Origin of the sequence: Streptomyces sp. NPDC051183 (genome assembly GCF_040682455.1) — a bacterium.
Taxonomy (GTDB): Bacteria; Actinomycetota; Actinomycetes; order Streptomycetales; family Streptomycetaceae; genus Streptomyces.
Genome location: NZ_JBFBBA010000022.1, coordinates 1 through 20,133 on the forward strand (window position 1 = coordinate 1; position 20,133 = coordinate 20,133).

Here is a 20,133-nt window from a genome sequence, read left to right on the forward strand (position 1 = left end):
GCCCGTCGAATACGAAGCCAACTACTACACCGAACTCACGAAACCCCAGGTCACAACCACAGTCTGAGATCTCTATGGAACCCGGGGCGGTTCACATCGAGGTCTGCTCCGTCAGCATCCAGGAGAGCGTCACGCAGCTTCTCCCACCTGGCCGGGCGCATGCTCAGCTGGGAGCGGGGCGAGTCGGCCAGGTCCCTGACCTGGGGGCCGGTCAGCAGCCCACGGCCGTCCATCCACGTTTCCCCGTGCCGTGACCGGTAGGTGATGACCGGCTTGGTCTTGCTGCCCGGTTCCTCGAACTCGGCGCCGCACTTGTTGCACAAGCAGGTGGGCTTGAGCCGCTTGCGGCGCTTGAAGTCCGCCTTCTTGCAGGCCGGACAGAAGTAGAGGGTCTTGACCGCGCTGCCGGTCTCGATCGCGGAGATCTTCCCAAGGCCGAGCAGCTGCTTCTTGTCCCACAGGGCGATCACGTCGCCCACCGCCAAGTTGGCGTGGTTGGGGACGGTGTCGTCCCAGCTGTAGTGCTGCGACGGGTCGTCGTCGTACCCGTCGTTTCCCCCGTGCTGCCGCTCGTCGCCCACTGCCAGCACCAGCCAAGCCGTCGTCACAACGCCCCCTCACGCCAGAAACAAAGGCCGGGGGCAGCCACCCTCTCGCAAAGACCGGCTGCCCCCTATCCAGCCCTTTCCACTGAACTGGAGGCATCCAGCATGACCCATCCCACTGACATCGGGCAGCCGCCCAGGATCCTGGACGCGTTCTGCTGCCAGGGCGGCGCTGGCATGGGCTACCACCGGGCCGGGTTCGAGGTGACTGGCGTCGACAAGGACGCCCAGCCCCGCTACCCCCTCGGCTTCCACCAGGCCGAGGCCGTCGCCTTCATCCGCACGTTCGGCGCCGACTTCGACTTCATCCACGCCTCCCCGCCCTGCCAGCACGACTCCGAGTGCCAGCGCATCCAGGGCAACACCCACCCCGACCTCATCGGCCCCACCCGCGACGCCCTCAACGCCACCGGCCACCCCTGGGTCATGGAGAACGTCCGTGGGGCCGCCCACAAGCTGCGCGAGCCGGTGATGCTCTGCGGCGCGATGTTCGGGCTCCAGACCTACCGGCACCGGTACTTCGAGACCGGCGGCGGCTTCACCCTCACCCCGCCCCCGCACCCCGCCCACACCGCCCCGCAGGCCAAGATGGGCCGTCCCATCCCCGACGGCTGGTACGGGCAGTTCGTCGGGAACTTCTCCGGCGTCGGCCTGGCCCGCCAGGTCATGGACGTCCCCTGGATGAACCGCGACGGGATCCGCGAGTGCATCCCCCCGGCCTACACCCAGCACATCGGAGCCCAGGCCCTCGCCCAGCTCGGCGCCGCGGCGGTGGCCGCATGAACACGACGGTGTTACCGCTGCGTCGCCCGAACGGGCTGAAGGTGCTGGACCTGTGCTGCGGTGCCGGCGGCCTGTCCATGGGCTACTACCTCGCCGGATTCGACGTCACCGGCGTCGACAACCGGCCCCAGCCGAACTACCCCTTCACCTTCCACCAGGCCGACGCCCTCACCTTCCCCCTCGACGGCTTCGACCTCATCCACGCCTCCTGGCCCTGCCAGCACTTCGCCCGCGTCACCGCCTGGCGCGGCGACCGCACCCAGCACCCCGACCTCCTCACCCCCGGCCGCCAACGCCTCCAGGAATCCGGCATCCCGTGGGTCATCGAGAACGTCCCCGAAGCACCCCTCAGGCCTGACTACCTGCTGTGCGGCTCCCAGTTCGGGCTCAACGTCCGCCGCCACCGCACCTTCGAAACCTCCTGGGGCGGCGGCGGAGACCTCCTGCCCCCCTGCTGGCACCACAAGAACCTCCTCGCCTTCCAGCACAAGGGCGAACGCGCCTACGCCGACTCCATGGGCTGCACCTGGATGAACAAGACCGAAGCCCGCCAGGCCGTACCCCCGGCCTACACCCACTGGATCGCCACCCAGTACCTCACCCACGAGACGAGGGCCGCTGCATGAACCACCTCCTGTACGCCGCCCTCGCCACCGCCGACCGGGGCTGGCCGGTGTTCCCCCTCCGCCCCGGCTCCAAGGTCAACGCCCTCCACCGCGAGGACCGGTGCCCCGGCACCGGGGCCTGCGCGGGCAGGCACGCCAAGCCCGAGCAGCGGGCCACCACCAACCCCGACCGGATCCGGACCGCCTGGGCCACCAGGGCGTACAACGTGGGGCTGGCGACGGGGCCTGCCGGGCTGGTCGTGATCGACCTCGACCCGCCCAAGCCGTCCGACCCGCCCGGCACCCTCAGCGGCACGCAGATCCTCGACGCCCTGTGCCGGGCGATGGGCGAGCAGCTGCCGCCGACGTTCACGGTGACCACGCCGTCCGGCGGCCTGCATCTGTACTTCGCCGCCCCGCCTGGCTCCAAAGTCCGTTCCAACCAGGACATCCTCGGCCGGCACATCGACCACCGTGCCTGGGGCGGATACGTCGTCGCCCCCGGCAGCGCCACCCCCACCGGCACCTACACCATCACCAACGACCGGCCCGTCGCCCCGCTCCCCGGGTGGGTGCACGCCAAGATCACCGAACCGCCCCGCATCAAGGCCACCCCCATCTACCCCCTCGTCGAAAGGCCCGCCGGGCGCCGCGCCGCTTACGCCAGCGCGGCCCTGCGCAACGAGGAGGCGAACGTCGTAGGCGCCCCCGACGGGACCCGCAACAAGGTGCTGGTCAGGGCGGCGCGGGCTTTGGGGCGGCTGGTCGCGTCCGGCGACCTCGACCGGATGGTGGTGGAGGAGGCTCTTAGCCGGGGGGCGGAAGCGGCCGGTCTGAAGCCTTACGAGTACCGCTCCGCCATCACCAGCGCCCTCAACTGGTCCATCCGCAACAACCCCGCCACCCGGCGGACGGCATGAGCGCCCGCGAACACCCCCCGGCTAACAGCCCTACCCCCACACCGGCCGGGCTCAGCTCCGCCGGACCGGGCCCGGCCACGGACGGCAGTGGCGCGCCGAAGGTCATCGCCGAAGGCGTCCCTTCATCTGTTCGCCCTGACCCGCGCCCGGCGTCGGACGGCCGGTACATCGTCGCCACACTCCACATCCGCGCCCCACACGGGGCGGTCCCCTCCGCGCGCTCGGTCTGCGCCTGCGGACGTGACGAGACCGCGTACGGGCCCCGGCAGATCCTCGCGCTCGTCCAGCGCCACACCGACCACCGCAGCACCTGCCCCCTGCGGGCCGACGATAGGAGTGCCGCCGCATGACCCTCACCACCATCCACCCCGCCCACACCAGCACCCCCGAGGAGTCGGAGCAGGTACCGGAGGGGGCGGCCCTCCTCGACGCGGTGGAAGCCTTCCACCGCCGCTTCAACGTCTTCCCCAGCGAAGCCGCCTACGTCGCCGTCGCCCTGTGGGACGCGCACGCCCACCTCCTCGAAGCGTTCGACGCCACGCCGCGGATCGCGTTCCTCTCCCCGGAGCCCGGATCGGGCAAGTCCCGCGCGCTGGAGATCGTGGAAACCCTCGTCCCGGCGCCGATGGTGGCGGTCAACGCCTCCCCCGCCGCGCTCTTCCGCGCGGTCTCCGGCGGCGAGGGGCGCCCGACGATCCTGTTCGACGAGATCGACACCGTCTTCGGCCCCAAGGCCGGGGAGAACGAGGAACTGCGCGGGTTCATCAACGCCGGCCACCGCCGCTCCGGCGTCACCTACCGGTGCGTCAGCGACGGCGCCGGCAACCAGTCCGTCGTGGGGTTCCCCTCGTACTGTGCGCTCGCCGTCGCCGGGCTGGGGAACCTGCCCGACACGATCCTGACCCGCTCCGTCGTCATCCGCATGCGCCGCCGCGCCCGCTCCGAGAAGGTCGAACCGTTCCGCGCACGCCTCCACACCGCAGAGGGCCACGCCCTCAGGGACCGGCTCGCCACCTGGGCCGACAACATCCGCGACCGCATCACCGGCGCCTTCCCCGTCATGCCCGACGGGGTCACCGACCGGCCGGCCGACGTCTGGGAGCCCCTCCTCGCCGTCGCCGACGCGGCCGGCGGGGACTGGCCCGACCGCGCCCGCGCCGCGTGCCTGGAGCTGGTCACCGCCGCCGAGAGCGACGACAAGGCCAGCCTCGGAATCCGGCTCCTGACCGATCTGCGCGACCACGTCTTCGGCGACATCCCCCGCCTGCCCACCGCCGCCGTCCTCGAACAGCTCCGCTCCCTGGACGAAGCCCCCTGGGGCGACATGAACGGCCGCCCCCTCGACGCCCGCGGACTCGGCCAGATGCTCCGCGAGTACATGACCGGCAGCAACCGGCCGATCGTCGCGCGGAACATCAAGACCGGCGGGACCGTGCTGAAGGGCTACTACGCCGACGACCTCGCCGACGCCTGGAGCAGGTACTGCCCGCCCCCCGGTTCCTGAAAGTCCGCTACCGCCGCTACCGCCGCTACCTCGCAGGTCAGAGCACCTGCCGAGGTAGCGGCAACACCCCTGGGTAGCGGCAAAGATCCGCTACCCACGACCCGCCACCGGCCCGAGCGCACCCCGGGCCGGTGGCGGCACTCATCCGCTACCGCTACCCCATCCGCTACCAAAACACCGCCCCTGACCTGCGCGGTAGCGGAGTAGCGGCGGTAGCGGACCTCTAGAGGGGGAAGCGAGGGAGCTTCCCATTGCCAGATGTTCACGAACTCAAGGAGCCTCGCTGTGGCCAAGCCCCGCGACGAAATGCTGACCATCCCGCAGGTGGTCGAAGAGATCGGTGTTCCGCGAGCCACGTTCTATCGCTGGAGGCAGTGCAAGAAGGGCCCTAAGGCCATCAAGCTCCCCAATGGGTCTGTGCGTATCCGCCGATCCGAGCTGGTCCGTTGGCTGGAGATGCGGGAGGAATCCGCGTGACGAAAGACGCCGATTCCGGGTCCAAGCAGAACGATAGCTCGGACCCGGAAGGGTTTTCCCTCGATGTCCGTCTGTGGAATGTGACCAAGGCGCAGAGCAAGACCCGCCCTTATCAGCTCCGCTGGATTGTCGGCGGCAAGGTGAGCAGTAAGACCTTCGCCACCGTGGCGCTTGCAGGGAGTCGCCGGTCCGAGTTGTGGTTGGCCATGAAGCGGGGCGAGGCGTTTCGCATCAAGGACGGGCTGCCTGAGTCCGAAGTACGGGCCGCCGCGCAGGCCGCAGAGCCTGCGGACGCTCGTGAGGAACTTTCCTGGTTCACGTTCTGCCGTGAGTACATGGCCATGCGCTGGCCTACGGCTGCTGCCAAGACACGTGAGGGCATCGCGGATGGTCTCGCTGCGGTGACCCTGGCCATGGTGGACCAGGACAAGCAGATGCCCGAGGTGGAAGAGCTGCGCCTCGCTCTGCGATGGGCGGTCGTCCCGGCAAACGCCGAGTTGGAGCCGCCGGCCGAACTCGAAGATGCTCATCAGTGGCTTTCGGAGAAGTCGCTACTGGTTTCCGCGCTGGAAGATCCGAAGACCCTGCGAGACGTCCAGTACCGGCTTTCTTTCAAGCTGGACGGGACGCCTGCGGCGGGGGAGACGTCCCGGCGTAGGCGCCGCGCCTTGAACACCGCCGTGGAATACGCGATCGAGCGAAAGCTCCTGGTTGAGAACCCTCTTGCCGTGCTCAAGAAGGTGAAGATCTCTTCATCGGATCGTGTCGACCCGCGCGTTCTCGTGAACAAGGCCCAAGCCGCTCAGTTGCTCGCCGCGGTTTCGTATGTCGGCACGTGGGACCGAAAGAAGGGGCGCCGTCTGGTGGCGTTCTACGCGGTGATGTACTTCGCGGCGCTCCGCCCGAGTGAGGCCGTTGGGCTGCGAAAGTCGGACTGCTACCTCCCCGAGAAGGGATGGGGGACGCTCACCCTCCGGGACACGCACCCTGTGTCGGGCAAGCAGTGGACGGACAGCGGGGAGCGCCACGACAAGCGTGGGTTGAAGTCTCGGGAGGCCAAGGACGACAGGCCGGTCCCGATCCCGCCGCCGCTGGTCGCCATGCTCCGAGCCCACCTGAAGGAGTTCGGCACGGCCAAGGACGGCCGGCTCTTCACGAACGAGCGGCTCGGTCTCGTCGGCAGCAGCACGTACTGGCGGGTCTGGAAGGACTCCCGGGAGTACGCACTCCCGCCGGACCTCGAGGCATCCATCCTCGGCGGGAGGCCGTACGACCTTCGGCACACCTGCATCACGACCTGGCTGAACGCCGGGGTGCCCGTGGCTGAGGTCGCCCGTCGGGTCGGTAACTCACCCGAGGTGATCCACCGTGTGTATGAGGGCTGTATCTACGGCCAGGAGGAGGCCATGAACCGCAAGATCGAGGCTGAGCTGGACTGGTCTGGGTGACGGCCGAGAAGCCTGCCAGTGGCCATCGGTAGGCGGGGCAGTGAGCATGTTGCCGCCGGAATCCGGCGGCAACATCTTGTGATCGGGTGGGGGGATGGCTTGCAGGAAAAGGGTCGTTGGTGAGATTGCGGCTTGACAAGATCCATGCCGGATGGCATGTTCTGGTCGTCGAGTTGCCGATCTTGGGGGGTTGTTGTGACTGCTCGTAAGCTTCCGGAGCCTGGAAGCGCCGAATTGGCCGCGCTTGTGTCGAACGCGGAGACGTCTGCCATCTACGGACTGCTCCATGAGACCCGCGAGGCCCCGCTGGACATGCTGGCCATACGGCAGCGCGTGGAGGAGGTCATCGGCGCGGCGAACGAGCACACGGGTCGGCGCCTCCGGGAGTTGCGCACGCACTTTGAGATCGACCTGGTGAAGCTCCCTGGGCAGCGTCGGCCCGTCTACGTACTCAAGGGCTGGCACCCGCAGGCGGAAGACAGGACGCGCAGAACGACCGTCAGGGGTGCGATCCGGGCAGCGGTGTTCCATAACTACGGGAATCGGTGCGCGCAGTGCGGTCGGACGCCCAAGGAAGACGGTGTGAAGCTGGAGCTGGACCACAAGGTCCCGCTCGACTTGGGAGGGGACAACGAGCTTGAGAACCTCCAGCCCCTGTGTCGGCAGTGCAACAACGAGAAGCAGGCGATGTTCGCCGATCACGACGCGGACGGCCCGGCCATCAAGGCGGCGATCTCCCAGGAGGACGTCCACCTGCGCATCGGTGAACTTTTGAAGGCCAAGCAGGGTCAAGACGTCTCGGTCGACCTGATCAACCTTGTTGCGCGCGATGAGAACCAGGGGGACCCGACACGCCGCCTGCGCGACCTGCGCTCGCTGGGTTGGAAGATTGACGCCTGGCGCCGGAAGGAGGGCAAGCGCACGGTGAGCTACTACGCGCTCCGGCACTGGGAGCCTTGGCCGGCGGAGGGCCCGCGGGCGGCTGTTAATGCCCTTGAGGCTGCACGTAAGCGCCGCAGGAAGGGTGAGGGCGCCGCCTAAGGTGACTGCGGTCGGGTTCAGCGGGGCGCGGGACCGCCCCGCTGGGAACCTCTATCGCAGGTCTATCACGCGCCGTGCATAACAACGACAAAGACCTGGACTCAGTGGGACTGGGTCCAGGTCTTCATACTTGGCACTTGTGCAGATCAGCGGATATTTCACGCTGGTCCAACAGAAGTGCCCCCGGCAGGATTCGAACCTGCGCACACGGCTCCGGAGGCCGTTGCTCTATCCCCTGAGCTACGGGGGCGCGTCGTTCGCGTTGCGGCGACGGGTTGAACACTACCAGCTTCCGCGGGGTGATCAGAAACGGTTTGCAGGGGAGAGGGGGGTCGGTCGCTCGGAGGGGGTGGAAGTGGCAAAAACCCGGACGCGGGGGCCGGGGCGGACCTACTCTCGAGTTGTGCCAGGCGCCTCGCGCCGGGTGCTTGTTGTTGACGACAACAAGGTCATCCGGCAGCTGATCAAGGTCAATCTCGAGCTGGAGGGCTTCGAGGTCGTGACCGCGAACGATGGTGCCGAGTGTCTGGACATCGTGCACCGGGTCAACCCGGACGCGATCACCCTTGATGTGGTCATGCCCCGGCTGGACGGGTTCGGTACGGCCGCTCAGCTGCGGGCCGATCCGCGGACGCGGCACCTGCCCGTCGCCATCGTCAGTGCCTGTACGCAGCACGAGGTGGAGGCCGGGATCGCCGCCGGGGTGGATGCGTTTTTGGCCAAGCCCTTCGAGCCCGCCGAGCTGGTACGGGTCGTACGGCGGCTCATCGAGCGCCGGGACCGCCGCGAGCGGATGGGCACCCCCGCCGGGCGGGGGAGGGGCTAGGCGTCGGCCCGTTCCACATGGCGAAACCATTCGCGTGACGTGGGGGCTTCTCCCCTAGGCTGGGGCACGTGACCCCCGCCGACCTCTCCCGTACCGTCGTGCGCGCCGTGCGCTGCGCCGTCGAGGACGGGGAGCTGCCCGCGGATGCGGCCGTGCCCGCGCGGGTCGTCGTCGAGCGGACCCGGCCCGGCGGGGTGGGGGAGTACGCGACCCCGGTCGCCCTCCAACTGGCCAAGAGTGCCGCCCTCGTCCCGGGGCGCGTCGCGGACGTACTGGCCCGCCGCCTGGCCGGGGAGCCCGGCATCGAGCGCGTGGAGATCACCGGCCCGGGGTTCCTGAACTTCGTCATGGCCCCGGCCTCCGTCGCCGACCTCGTGCGCGACGTACGGGAGCGCGGGGCGCGGTACGGGTTCGTCCCGGCCCCCGACGACGCCCCCGACGACGCCCCCGACGCCTGCCCCGAGCCACCCGAGCTGCCCGAGCTGCGTGCCGGTGTCGTACGGGCCGCCGTGCAGCGAGTGCGCGACAGCCAGGGCCAGAGCGACAGCCAGGGTCTGGGGCTGGGCGCCGCCCCCCTCCCTGCCGGCCCCCTCCCCGTCGCCCCCGTCGCCCGCCGCGACGGTGACGTACGGGCGGCCTACGGTGCGGACGCCGCCGCCTGGGCCATGCTCTGCGTGCCGCCGCAGGAGACCCCGGTGTTCTCCGCGCGGCTGCTCGTCCAGGACGAGTCCAGCGAGTTCTTCCGCGTCAGGTACGCCCACGCCCGATCCCGGGCCCTCTCGCGCAACGCCGCCGACCTCGCCTTCCGCTCCGAGCCCGGGGACTTCACGGACGACGGCGACGACGCCGCCGCCCCGCTCCTGCGCGCGCTGCGCGACTACCCCCTCGTACTCGAAGCCGCCGCGCACCACCGTGCGCCCGAGCGGCTCGTCAGGCATCTCGTCGAGCTGGCCGACGCCCTGCTCGACTTCCAGTACCGCGTCCTGCCCAAGGGGGACGAGAAACCCTCGGCCGCCCACCGCGCCCGGCTGGCTCTTGCCGAAGCCGCCGGAACGGTGCTGGCCGGCGGCCTGGCCCTGCTCGGCATCGACGCTCCCGACTGCCTGTGATCCCCGTGATCCCTGTGATCTGTGAAGAGAGATACCGATGAGCCGTTCCGCGCACCCCGCCGGCCCCCGCCACGCCGATGTGCTGCCCGAGGGCCACTACTCCCCGCCGCCCGCCGACCTGAACGTCCTCGACGAGAAGGTGTGGGCGCGGACCGTCACGCGCAACAGCGCGGGCGTCGCCTGCGTGGGCGGGATCGAAGTCACCCGGCTCGCCCAGGAGTTCGGGACCCCCGCCTACTTCCTCGACGAAGAGGACTTCCGCCGGCGCTGCCGGGCCTGGGCGCACGCCTTCGGCCCCGACGCCGACGTCTTCTACGCCGGCAAGGCGTTCCTCTCCAAGGCCGTCGTGAAGTGGCTGCGGGAAGAAGGGCTGAATCTCGACGTCTGCTCCAGCGGGGAGCTGACCACCGCCCTCGCCGCCGAGATGCCCGCCGCGCAGATCGCGTACCACGGCAACAACAAGTCCGAGCGCGAGATCCGCCGGGCCGTCGAGGCCGGAGTGGGGCGCATCGTCCTCGACTCCTTCCAGGAGATCGCCCGCGTCGCGCACATCGCCCGCGAGCTCGGCGTGCGCCAGCCCGTGCAGATCCGGGTGACCGTGGGCGTGGAAGCGCACACGCACGAGTTCATCGCGACCGCGCACGAGGACCAGAAGTTCGGGATCGCCGTCGCCGACGGGTCCGCCGCCGAGGCCGTACGCCGCGCCCTCGGGCACGACTCGCTGGAACTGCTCGGCGTCCACTCCCACATCGGCTCGCAGATCTTCGACATGGCCGGCTTCGAGGTCTCGGCCAAGCGCGTCGTCCAGCTCCTGGCCGCCGTACGCGACGAGCACGGCGTCGAGCTGCCCGAGATCGACCTCGGCGGCGGCCTCGGCATCGCGTACACCTCCGCCGACGACCCCCGCGAGCCGCACGAGATCGCCAAGGCCCTGCACGAGATCGTCGCCCGCGAGTGCGAGAGCGCCGGCCTGCGCGCGCCCCGCATCTCCGTCGAGCCCGGCCGCGCCATCGTCGGCCCGACCGCCTTCACCCTGTACGAGGTCGGCACCATCAAGCCGCTCGAAGGGCTCCGGACGTACGTCTCCGTCGACGGCGGCATGTCCGACAACATCCGTACCGCGCTCTACGACGCCGAGTACGGGGTCTCCCTCGTCTCCCGCGTCTCCGACGCCGAGCCCATGCTGGTCCGCGTCGTCGGCAAGCACTGCGAGAGCGGCGACATCGTCGTCAAGGACGCGTTCCTGCCCGCCGACCTCGCCCCCGGCGACCTGCTCGCCGTGCCCGCCACCGGCGCGTACTGCCGCTCGATGGCCAGCAACTACAACCACGCGCTCCGCCCGCCCGTCGTCGCCGTGCGCGACGGGCAGGCCCGGGTCATCGTCCGGCGCGAGACGGAAGAAGATCTCCTGTCTCTGGACCTCGGATGATGAAATAGACGTCTCACTCAATGGACCGAAGGTGGAAACTGCTGTCCATTGAGTGAGACTGGTTCACACCTGGCGTACAAACCGTGCGCAAGGTAGCGAAGAAAGATCGAAAGGCGTAGGTCGAATGATGCGTACGCGTCCGCTGAAGGTGGCGCTGCTGGGCTGTGGAGTGGTCGGCTCAGAGGTGGCGCGCATCATGACGACGCACGCCGACGATCTGACAGCCAGGATCGGCGTGCCCGTCGAGCTCGCCGGCGTCGCCGTGCGCCGTCCCTCCAAGGTGCGCGAGGGCATCGACCCGGCGCTCGTCACCACCGATGCGACCGCGCTGCTCAAACGCGGCGACATCGACGTGGCCATCGAGGTCATCGGCGGCATCGAGCCCGCCCGCACCCTGATCACCACCGCCTTCGAGAACGGCATCTCCGTCGTCTCGGCGAACAAGGCCCTCCTCGCCCAGGACGGCGCCTCGCTGCACGCCGCCGCCGAGGCCGCCGGGCTGGACCTCTACTACGAGGCCGCCGTCGCCGGCGCGATCCCGCTGGTCCGCCCGATGCGCGAGTCCCTCGCCGGCGACAAGATCAACCGGGTGATGGGCATCGTCAACGGCACGACGAACTTCATCCTCGACAAGATGGACTCCACCGGCGCGGGCTACCAGGAAGCGCTCGACGAGGCCACCGCCCTCGGGTACGCCGAGGCCGACCCCACCGCCGACGTGGAGGGCTACGACGCCGCAGCCAAGGCCGCGATCCTGGCCGGCATCGCGTTCCACACCCGGGCCCGCCTCGACGACGTCTACCGCGAGGGCATGACCGAGGTCAGCGCCGCCGACTTCGCCTCCGCGAAGCGCATGGGCTGCACCATCAAGCTCCTCGCCATCCTGGAGCGCGCCGAGGACGGCGAGTCCGTCACCGCCCGCGTCCACCCGGCGATGATCCCGCTCAGCCACCCGCTCGCCTCCGTCCGCGAGGCGTACAACGCCGTCTTCGTCGAGGCGGAGGCCGCCGGGCGGCTCATGTTCTACGGGCCCGGCGCGGGCGGCGCTCCGACCGCCTCGGCGGTCCTGGGCGACCTCGTCGCCGTCTGCCGCAACAAGCTCGCCGAGGCAACGGGGCCCGGCGAGTCGGCGTACACCCAGCTGCCGGTCAGCCCCATAGGAGACGTCGTCACCCGCTACCACATCAGCCTCGATGTGGCCGACAAGCCGGGCGTGCTCGCCCAGGTGGCGACGGTATTCGCGGAGCACGGTGTCTCGATCGACACCGTAAGGCAGCAAGGTCGTCAGGACGGGGGCGGCACTGAGGCCTCCCTCGTCGTCGTCACCCACCGCGCGCCCGACGCGGCCCTCTCCGGGGTCGTCACGGCGCTGCGGAAGCTGGACACCGTCCGCGGTGTCGCCAGCATCATGCGTGTTGAAGGGGAGTAAGGACCCATGAGCAGCAATCGCACCCACCAGTGGCGCGGCATCATCGAGGAGTACCGGGACCGCCTGCCGGTGACGGACGCCACTCCCGTGGTCACGCTCCGTGAGGGCGGCACTCCCCTCGTTCCCGCGCAGGTGCTCTCCGAGCGCACCGGCTGCGAGGTGCACCTCAAGGTCGAGGGGGCCAACCCCACCGGGTCCTTCAAGGACCGCGGCATGACCATGGCCATCACCAAGGCCAAGGAGGACGGCGCCAAGGCCGTCATCTGCGCCTCCACGGGCAACACCTCGGCCTCCGCCGCCGCGTACGCGGTGCGCGCCGGCATGGTCAGCGCGGTCCTCGTGCCCCGCGGCAAGATCGCGCTCGGCAAGATGGGCCAGGCCCTGGTCCACGGCGCCAAGATCCTCCAGGTCGACGGCAACTTCGACGACTGCCTGGACCTCGCCCGCGCGCTGTCCGACAACTACCCGGTGGCGCTGGTCAATTCCGTCAACCCGGTGCGCATCGAGGGCCAGAAGACGGCTGCGTTCGAGATCGTCGACGCGCTCGGCGACGCCCCCGACATCCACGTGCTGCCCGTCGGCAACGCCGGCAACATCACCGCGTACTGGAAGGGGTTCAAGGAGTACAAGGCCGACGGCCTGGCCTCCCGTACGCCCCGCGTGTGGGGTTTCCAGGCCTCCGGCTCCGCGCCCATCGTGCGCGGTGAGGTTGTCAAGGAGCCGCACACCATCGCCACCGCGATCCGCATCGGCAACCCGGCCTCCTGGGACTACGCGCTGGCCGCGCGCGACGAGTCGGGCGGCTTCATCGACGAAGTGACGGACCGTCAGATCCTCGCCGCCTACCGGCTGTTGGCCGCGCAGGAGGGCGTCTTCGTCGAGCCCGCCTCGGCCGCTTCCGTGGCCGGTCTGCTGAAGGCCGCCGAGCTGGGCCTCGTCGACCCCGGTCAGAAGATCGTGTGCACCGTCACCGGCAACGGCCTGAAGGACCCCGACTGGGCGGTCGCGGGCGCTCCGCAGCCCGTCACCGTTCCCGTCGACGCCGAAGCGGCCGCCGTCCGCCTCGGTCTCGTCTGACCCACGCCCGGTCGCCGGATTCCGGAAGCTCCCGGAATCCGGCCACCGAGGCCGTACGACCAGTACGACCCGTAAGTTCCGTACGACACCAAAAGTCAACGCGATTCAGCGGAAGTTCGCGACACGCATCGTGCGCCTCCTGTGCGCCCTATGTCGGATGAGAACCTTCCTTCGATACGCTGTACTTACATCCGCCACCGCGCATATGACCGCGGTGCTGCCCACAGGGCCTTCGGGTGTCGTACGTTCTCCAGTACATTCGCAGCGAGCCAGCGAAGAGCGAAGATCTCGCACAGTCACAAGGAGTGTCATCGGACGATGGCCGGTCCAGCGTTCCGCGCCGCCGCCGTACGGGTGCGCGTCCCCGCCAGCAGTGCCAACCTCGGCCCGGGTTTCGACACCCTCGGCCTGGCCCTGGGGCTCTACGACGATGTCGTCGTCCGCGTGGCCGATTCCGGCCTGAACATCGACATCGCGGGTGAAGGTGCCGACACCCTCCCGCGGGACGAGAGCCACCTGCTCGTACGCTCCATGCGCACCGCCTTCGACCTGCTGGGCGGCCAGCCGCGCGGCCTGGAGGTCGTCTGCGCCAACCGCATCCCGCACGGCCGCGGCCTCGGCTCCTCCTCCGCCGCCATCTGCGCCGGAATCGTCGCCGCCCGCGCCGTGACCATAGGCGGCGAGGCCAAGCTCGACGACGCGGCGCTGCTGGAGCTCGCCACGGAGATCGAGGGCCACCCCGACAACGTCGCCGCCTGTCTGCTCGGCGGCTTCACCCTGGCGTGGATGGACGGGGGCAGCGCCAAGGCGATCCGCATGGAGCCCGCCGATTCCATCGTTCCGGTGGTCTTCGTGCCCTCCAAGCCCGTCCTGACCGAGACCGCGCGCGGCCTGCTGCCGCGCTCCGTCCCGCACGTGGACGCGGCCGTCAACGCGGGCCGCGCGGCCCTGCTCGTAGAGGCCCTGACCAGGCGTCCCGAGCTGCTGCTGGCGGCCACCGAAGACCGGCTCCACCAGGAGTACCGGTCCCCGGCGATGCCCGAGAGCGTGGCACTCGTCGCCCGGCTGCGGGCGGACGGCATCCCCGCGGTCATCTCCGGCGCGGGCCCCACGGTCCTCGCGCTGGTCGACAACGGCGCGGCCGACAAGGTCGCGCAGCTCGCGGGCGAGGGGTGGGCGGCCAACCGGCTCGCACTCGACGCCGCGGGCGCGAGCGTACTTCCGCTGGGCACCCAGGGCGGCTAGTCCGTGTCGTAGGGACATGGCCGGTCAGGGGCGGGCGGCCGGGGCAGGCCGCCCGCTCACGGAAGGGCGATTGCCGGTGACTGAGAGGGGGAATGTCTGTTGGATCCGGTAGTGTTAGTGTCAAGTGCGCATCCGAAGCCGCCATGGCTTGGTGCTCAGTGTCCCTATCAGGGACCACCTTTCTTCCGGGAGCCTCCCCGACTGCTTTGATCGCTGCCAGCAGTTTTCGAGCACGCTCCGGAATCGGCGTGACATTCCCACGCTTCCAGCTCGGGGGCTTCTCGCCGGAACCACCCACGCACGTTTCTCTCCGCCGTCGTACCTCCATCGGCGGACCACCGCCCCGGCCGCGGTCCATGCCCCATCAGGTCATGGTCCGTTGTCGGACAGCACAACCGGTCGCCGAGCCAGACAGGCCGACGTCCGCTCCAGGGAAGGACCCTTCGTGAGCGACACCACCGATCTGATGGGCGCTGCCGACACCAATGTCGGCACCAGTGCCCCCGCCGAGGGCGCCGCGCCGACCAAGCGCCGCCGCACCGGCACCGGCCTCGAGGGCATGGTCCTGGCCGAGCTGCAGCAGGTCGCGTCGGGCCTCGGCATCAGGGGCACCGCGCGGATGCGCAAGAGCCAGCTGATCGAGGTCATCAAGGAGGCGCAGGGCGGCAGCGCCCCCAAGGCCGCGGCTTCCGCCGCCGCCGACACCGCCGAGGCCAAGCCGAAGCGTCGCGCCACCAGCAAGGCCCGTACGGGCGAGGCCGCCGAGGCGCCCGCCGAGAAGCCTGCCGCGCAGGCCCAGATCGACATCCCGGGCCAGCCCGCCAGCGAGGACGCCCCGGCCGGCGAGCGCCGCCGCCGTCGGGCCACCGCGCCCTCCGGCAGCCCGGAGGCCTCGGCCCCCGCCGCCGTCCAGGTCGAGCAGAAGACCGAGACGGCCGCCGCCACCGCCCAGGCCGACGCCAAGGCAGAGGCCGCCACCGCCGTCTCCGCCCAGGGCCAGGCCCAGGACGGCGAGGGCCGCGGACGCCGCGACCGCCGTGACCGCGGGGACCGTGCGGAGCGCGGCGACCGCCAGCGCGACCGCCGTGACCGTGGCGCCAAGGCCGACGACCAGGGCCAGGGCGGCCAGGGTCAGGGCGGCCAGGGTCAGGCCGGTCAGGGCCAGGCCGGCCAGGGCGGCGGCCGCCAGGACCGCGCCGACCGCCAGGACCGCCAGCAGCAGGGCGGCCGCGGCCAGGGCCAGGGCCAGAACCAGGGCCAGCAGGGCCGGCAGGACCGTCAGGACAACGGCCCCCAGGACGACTTCGACGACGAGGGCGGCCGCCGTGGCCGTCGCGGCCGCTACCGCGACCGCCGTGGCCGTCGTGGCCGCGACGAGTTCGCCCCGAACGAGCCGCAGGTCGCCGACGACGACGTCCTGATCCCCGTCGCGGGCATCCTCGACATCCTCGACAACTACGCGTTCATCCGGACCTCCGGCTACCTGCCGGGCCCGAACGACGTGTACGTCTCCCTCGCCCAGGTCCGCAAGGCGGGTCTGCGCAAGGGCGACCACACCACCGGTGCGGTCCGCCAGCCCAAGGACGGTGAGCGCCGCGAGAAGTTCAACGCGCTCGTGCGCCTCGACTCGGTGAACGGCATGGCGCCCGAATCCGGCCGCGGCCGACCGGAGTTCCAGAAGCTGACCCCGCTCTACCCGCAGGACCGGCTCCGTCTGGAGACCGACCCGGGCGTGCTGACCACCCGCATCATCGACCTCGTGTCGCCGATCGGCAAGGGCCAGCGAGGCCTGATCGTGGCCCCGCCGAAGACCGGCAAGACCATGATCATGCAGGCGATCGCCAACGCGATCACCACCAACAACCCCGAGTGCCACCTGATGGTCGTCCTGGTCGACGAGCGTCCGGAAGAGGTCACCGACATGCAGCGGTCGGTCAAGGGCGAGGTCATCTCCTCGACCTTCGACCGCCCGGCCGAGGACCACACCACCGTCGCCGAGCTGGCCATCGAGCGCGCCAAGCGCCTCGTCGAGCTGGGTCACGACGTGGTCGTCCTGCTGGACTCCATCACCCGTCTGGGCCGCGCGTACAACCTCGCGGCTCCCGCCTCCGGCCGCATCCTGTCCGGTGGTGTCGACTCGACCGCGCTGTACCCGCCGAAGCGCTTCTTCGGTGCCGCGCGCAACATCGAGGACGGCGGCTCGCTGACCATCCTGGCCACCGCGCTGGTCGACACCGGCTCGCGCATGGACGAGGTGATCTTCGAGGAGTTCAAGGGCACCGGCAACATGGAGCTCAAGCTCGACCGGAAGCTCGCCGACAAGCGCATCTTCCCGGCCGTCGACGTCGACCCGTCGGGCACCCGCAAGGAGGAGATCCTCCTCAACGCGGAAGAGCTCGCCATCGTCTGGAAGCTGCGCCGGGTGCTGCACGCGCTCGACTCGCAGCAGGCCATCGAGCTGCTCCTCGACAAGATGAAGCAGACGAAGTCGAACGCCGAGTTCCTGATGCAGATCGCCAAGACGACCCCGTCGGGCAAGAACGACGACTGACGTCCCCGCGCAGCACCACGGCGCCACCACGGCCGCCCCCGCCGCACCCGCGGCGGGGGCGGCCGTGCGTTTTCCGGAGTTTCCGCCGTTTTTCGGGTTTCCGGCTCTTTCGGCCCCTGTGCGACCTTCGCCACAATCCCGGACCGGGTGAATCCGGGGCCGCCGCCCGGCGTCCCGTACCGAAACCGCAGGTGGGTGTGGCATTACGCGGTGTTTATGCCGGTCGGTTCGCCGGATTGCGGTGTTTTTGCGCCCGTCGGGGCCGTGGAACCCTGGAGAGCGTTCGTCCGTCTGTGTCAGGGGGCGGCGCCGGGGAGGCAAGGGCGGACCCCGGCCGGTCAAGCGGACCCAGGACGGACAGAGGGAGAGCATGAGCCAGGACAGCAGCGGCCGCGGTACGCGCGCCGCAGGCCGGCGGCGACGGAAGCCGCCGAAGCGTCGCAGGGCCCTCGTCATCGCCGCGTGGTGCGCCGCGGGCGTGGTCCTGCTGGGCGGGGTGGGGCTCGGCTACTTCTACTTCAAGCTGAACGGCAACCTGAAGACCGTCGACATCGACCAGGCCCTCGGCAAGGACCGCCCGCAGAACATCGACAACGGGTCGATGGACATCCTCGTCCTCGGCTCGGACTCCCGGGGCGGGGCCAACAGCGAGTACGGCGCCGACGACGGCGGCTCCGCCCGCTCCGACACCGCGATGATCGTCCACCTGTACGAGGGCCACCAGAAGGCCAGCGTCGTCTCGATACCCCGCGACACCATGGTGAACCGGCCCTCCTGCACGATGCCGAACGGGAAGACCGACCCCGGCAGCTCGCGCTCGCAGTTCAACGAGTCGTTCACCATCGGCGGGGCCGCCTGTGCGGTCAAGACGGTGGAGAAGATGTCGGGGATCCGCATGGACCACTACCTGGAAGTCGACTTCACGGGCTTCAAGAAGATCATCGACAACCTCGGCGGCGTCGAAGTGACCACGACCAAGCCGATCAAGGACGGGGCCAGCCACCTCGACCTCAAGGCCGGCACCAACCGGCTGGGCGGTGAGCAGGCCCTGGGCCTGGTACGGACCCGCAAGACCATCGGCGACGGCAGCGACCTGGGCCGAATACAGCTCCAGCAGGCCTTCATCAAGGCGCTGATCAAGCAGGTCAAGGGCATCGGCCTGTTCGACAACCCGAAGCGGCTGCTCGACCTCGCCGACACCGCCACCAAGGCGCTGACCACGGACAAGGCGCTCGGCGACGTGAAGTCGCTGATGGGCTTCGCCCAGGGCCTCCAGGGCATCGACGCCCAGAACATGCAGATGATCACCCTGCCCGTGACCACCGACCCGCGTGATCCCAACCGCGTGGTCCCGCTGGTCAAGGAGTCCAAGATGGTCTGGGACGCGCTGCTGGCCGAGCAGGCGATCCCCGCCGAGGCCACCGTGAATTCCGCCGGGGACAAGGGAACGGCGGGCGCCGTCGTCTCCTAGCGCGGCGGCCAGGAATAGATGCCGGACCCCTCCTGTTGAGGGAGGCGTCCTCAGAATTTTGACAGGCAGCCCGGTCCTGGCAGACTGGTCTGTCGGCCCCGGTTCACGCAGCGCGCAATTCGGCTCCTGCGACCCGGCGCCCTCCCGAATCTAGGAGACACCTTGAAGCGCGATGTTCACCCCGAGTACGTCGAGACCCAGGTCAGCTGCACCTGTGGCGCGTCGTTCACCACCCGTAGCACCCTGACCGAAGGCACCATCCGTGCCGAGGTCTGCTCCGAGTGCCACCCGTTCTACACGGGCAAGCAGAAGATCCTCGACACCGGTGGCCGTGTGGCCCGCTTCGAGGCCCGCTTCGGCAAGGCTGCACAGAAGTAGCGAGCCTCAGGCGTCGGATCCGGCTGCACCCTGTCGATACGGGGGCGGCCGGACCGGCGCCTTTCTCGTCCCGCAGCCCTTTTTCGTACTTTCACCACAGGAGCCCCCGATGTTCGAGGCGGTCGAGGAACTGGTCGGCGAGCACGCCGATCTTGAGATTAAGCTCGCCGACCCGTCGGTCCACTCCGATCAGGCCAACGCGCGCAAGCTGAACAAGCGCTACGCGGAGCTGACCCCGATCGTCGCGACCTTCCGTGCGTGGAAGCAGTCGGCCGAGGACATCGAGACGGCCAAGGAGCTCGCGGCCGACGACCCGGACTTCGCCGCCGAGGCCAAGGAACTGAGCGCGCAGCGCGAAGAGCTCACCGAGAAGCTCCGCCTGCTGCTCGTCCCGCGCGACCCCAGCGACGACAAGGACGTGCTCCTGGAGGTCAAGGCGGGCGCGGGCGGCGACGAGTCCGCCCTGTTCGCCGGCGACCTGCTGCGCATGTACCTGCGCTACGCCGAGCGCGTGGGCTGGAAGACCGAGATCATCGACGCCACCGAGTCCGAGCTCGGCGGCTACAAGGACGTCCAGGTCTCCGTCCGCACCAAGGGCGGCAACGGCGCCACCGAGCCCGGCCAGGGCGTCTGGGCCCGCCTGAAGTACGAGGGCGGCGTGCACCGCGTCCAGCGCGTTCCGGCCACCGAGTCCCAGGGCCGCATCCACACCTCCGCCGCCGGCGTGCTCGTCACCCCGGAGGCCGAGGAGGTCGAGGTCGAGATCAACATGAACGACCTCCGCATCGACGTGTACCGCTCCTCGGGCCCCGGCGGCCAGTCCGTCAACACCACCGACTCGGCCGTGCGCATCACGCACATCCCGACCGGTGTGGTCGCCTCCTGCCAGAACGAGAAGAGCCAGCTCCAGAACAAGGAGCAGGCGATGCGCATCCTGCGCTCGCGCCTGCTGGCCGCCGCCCAGGAAGCCGCCGAGCAGGAGGCCTCCGACGTGCGCCGCAGCCAGGTGCGCTCCGTGGACCGCTCCGAGAAGATCCGGACGTACAACTACCCGGAAAACCGGATCTCGGACCACCGGACCGGCTTCAAGGCGTACAACTTGGACCAGGTGCTCGACGGCGACCTCGACTCGGTCATCCAGGCCTGCGTCGACACCGACTCCGCCGCGAAGCTCGCGGCCGCGCACTGACCGGCCCGGCCCAGCCCGGCCCTGCCTGACCCCAGCACCACCCCCC

17 protein-coding genes, 1 tRNA gene and 1 pseudogene are annotated in these 20,133 nt (G+C 69.9%); 17 read left to right on the plus strand and 2 right to left on the minus strand.

Annotated elements, in window-relative coordinates; all coding sequences use genetic code 11:
• Window positions 1-50: 50 nt before the first annotated feature.
• The gene (locus AB0M99_RS20350; protein WP_365922280.1) at window positions 51-608 is read right to left on the minus strand and encodes a hypothetical protein; all 558 of its coding nucleotides are present in this window, start codon (window positions 606-608) and stop codon (window positions 51-53) included.
• A 102-nt stretch (window positions 609-710) separates the two neighbouring features.
• On the opposite strand from AB0M99_RS20350, the gene AB0M99_RS20355 reads away from it, so the two are divergent.
• The 7 genes and pseudogenes from AB0M99_RS20355 (at window position 711) to AB0M99_RS20385 (ending at window position 7,383) form a co-directional block, all read left to right on the plus strand.
• On the plus strand, window positions 711-1,388 hold the full coding sequence (locus tag AB0M99_RS20355) for an SAM-dependent methyltransferase (RefSeq protein WP_365922282.1): 678 nt from the start codon (window positions 711-713) through the stop codon (window positions 1,386-1,388).
• The gene (locus AB0M99_RS20360; protein ID WP_365922284.1) at window positions 1,385-2,014 is read left to right on the plus strand and encodes a DNA cytosine methyltransferase; all 630 of its coding nucleotides are present in this window, start codon (window positions 1,385-1,387) and stop codon (window positions 2,012-2,014) included. Before AB0M99_RS20355 ends, AB0M99_RS20360 begins: the two co-directional genes overlap by 4 nt.
• Window positions 2,011-2,913 carry a bifunctional DNA primase/polymerase gene (locus AB0M99_RS20365; RefSeq protein ID WP_365922286.1) on the plus strand — a complete coding sequence of 301 codons (903 nt, stop codon included), beginning with the start codon at window positions 2,011-2,013 and terminating at the stop codon, window positions 2,911-2,913. The genes AB0M99_RS20360 and AB0M99_RS20365 overlap by 4 nt, the downstream gene beginning before the upstream one ends.
• Window positions 2,914-3,259: 346 nt before the next feature.
• Window positions 3,260-4,414: pseudogene (locus tag AB0M99_RS20370) on the plus strand (DUF3631 domain-containing protein); the annotation flags it as partial.
• A gap of 288 nt (window positions 4,415-4,702) precedes the next feature.
• Window positions 4,703-4,894: a helix-turn-helix domain-containing protein gene (locus AB0M99_RS20375; protein WP_285340459.1), complete on the plus strand. Its 192-nt coding sequence runs from the start codon at window positions 4,703-4,705 to the stop codon at window positions 4,892-4,894.
• Window positions 4,891-6,342 (plus strand): site-specific integrase, encoded by a 1,452-nt coding sequence (locus AB0M99_RS20380; RefSeq protein ID WP_365922288.1) that lies wholly within the window; start codon window positions 4,891-4,893, stop codon window positions 6,340-6,342. The genes AB0M99_RS20375 and AB0M99_RS20380 overlap by 4 nt, the downstream gene beginning before the upstream one ends.
• A gap of 234 nt (window positions 6,343-6,576) precedes the next feature.
• Window positions 6,577-7,383 (plus strand): HNH endonuclease, encoded by an 807-nt coding sequence (locus tag AB0M99_RS20385; protein ID WP_365922290.1) that lies wholly within the window; start codon window positions 6,577-6,579, stop codon window positions 7,381-7,383.
• 178 nt (window positions 7,384-7,561) lie between these two features.
• Here AB0M99_RS20385 and AB0M99_RS20390 read toward each other — a convergent pair.
• Window positions 7,562-7,633 (minus strand) — tRNA-Arg (locus AB0M99_RS20390).
• A 105-nt stretch (window positions 7,634-7,738) separates the two neighbouring features.
• On the opposite strand from AB0M99_RS20390, the gene AB0M99_RS20395 reads away from it, so the two are divergent.
• The 10 genes from AB0M99_RS20395 (at window position 7,739) to prfA (ending at window position 20,087) form a co-directional block, all read left to right on the plus strand.
• Window positions 7,739-8,209 (plus strand): response regulator, encoded by a 471-nt coding sequence (locus AB0M99_RS20395; RefSeq protein ID WP_365922292.1) that lies wholly within the window; start codon window positions 7,739-7,741, stop codon window positions 8,207-8,209.
• Between the two features lie 68 nt (window positions 8,210-8,277).
• The gene (gene nrtL / locus AB0M99_RS20400; protein WP_365922294.1) at window positions 8,278-9,318 is read left to right on the plus strand and encodes an ArgS-related anticodon-binding protein NrtL; all 1,041 of its coding nucleotides are present in this window, start codon (window positions 8,278-8,280) and stop codon (window positions 9,316-9,318) included.
• Window positions 9,319-9,355: 37 nt separating this feature from the next.
• Window positions 9,356-10,747 carry a diaminopimelate decarboxylase gene (gene lysA / locus AB0M99_RS20405; protein WP_365922296.1) on the plus strand — a complete coding sequence of 464 codons (1,392 nt, stop codon included), beginning with the start codon at window positions 9,356-9,358 and terminating at the stop codon, window positions 10,745-10,747.
• Between the two features lie 124 nt (window positions 10,748-10,871).
• The gene (locus AB0M99_RS20410; protein WP_365922298.1) at window positions 10,872-12,176 is read left to right on the plus strand and encodes a homoserine dehydrogenase; all 1,305 of its coding nucleotides are present in this window, start codon (window positions 10,872-10,874) and stop codon (window positions 12,174-12,176) included.
• Window positions 12,177-12,182: 6 nt separating this feature from the next.
• Complete coding sequence (gene thrC, locus AB0M99_RS20415; RefSeq protein ID WP_365922300.1) at window positions 12,183-13,253, plus strand: threonine synthase; 1,071 nt, start codon at window positions 12,183-12,185, stop codon at window positions 13,251-13,253.
• A 318-nt stretch (window positions 13,254-13,571) separates the two neighbouring features.
• The gene (thrB, locus tag AB0M99_RS20420) at window positions 13,572-14,498 is read left to right on the plus strand and encodes a homoserine kinase (RefSeq protein ID WP_365922302.1); all 927 of its coding nucleotides are present in this window, start codon (window positions 13,572-13,574) and stop codon (window positions 14,496-14,498) included.
• A 445-nt stretch (window positions 14,499-14,943) separates the two neighbouring features.
• Window positions 14,944-17,049, plus strand: a complete 2,106-nt coding sequence (gene rho, locus AB0M99_RS20425; protein WP_365922304.1) for a transcription termination factor Rho — start codon at window positions 14,944-14,946, stop codon at window positions 17,047-17,049.
• A gap of 370 nt (window positions 17,050-17,419) precedes the next feature.
• Window positions 17,420-18,520: an LCP family protein gene (locus AB0M99_RS20430; RefSeq protein ID WP_365922306.1), complete on the plus strand. Its 1,101-nt coding sequence runs from the start codon at window positions 17,420-17,422 to the stop codon at window positions 18,518-18,520.
• 162 nt (window positions 18,521-18,682) lie between these two features.
• Window positions 18,683-18,898, plus strand: a complete 216-nt coding sequence (gene rpmE / locus AB0M99_RS20435; RefSeq protein WP_214954960.1) for a 50S ribosomal protein L31 — start codon at window positions 18,683-18,685, stop codon at window positions 18,896-18,898.
• Window positions 18,899-19,007: 109 nt separating this feature from the next.
• A complete protein-coding gene (gene prfA / locus AB0M99_RS20440) occupies window positions 19,008-20,087 on the plus strand; it encodes a peptide chain release factor 1 (protein WP_365922308.1) in 1,080 nt (359 codons plus the stop codon).
• The last annotated feature ends 46 nt before the right edge of the window (window positions 20,088-20,133 follow it).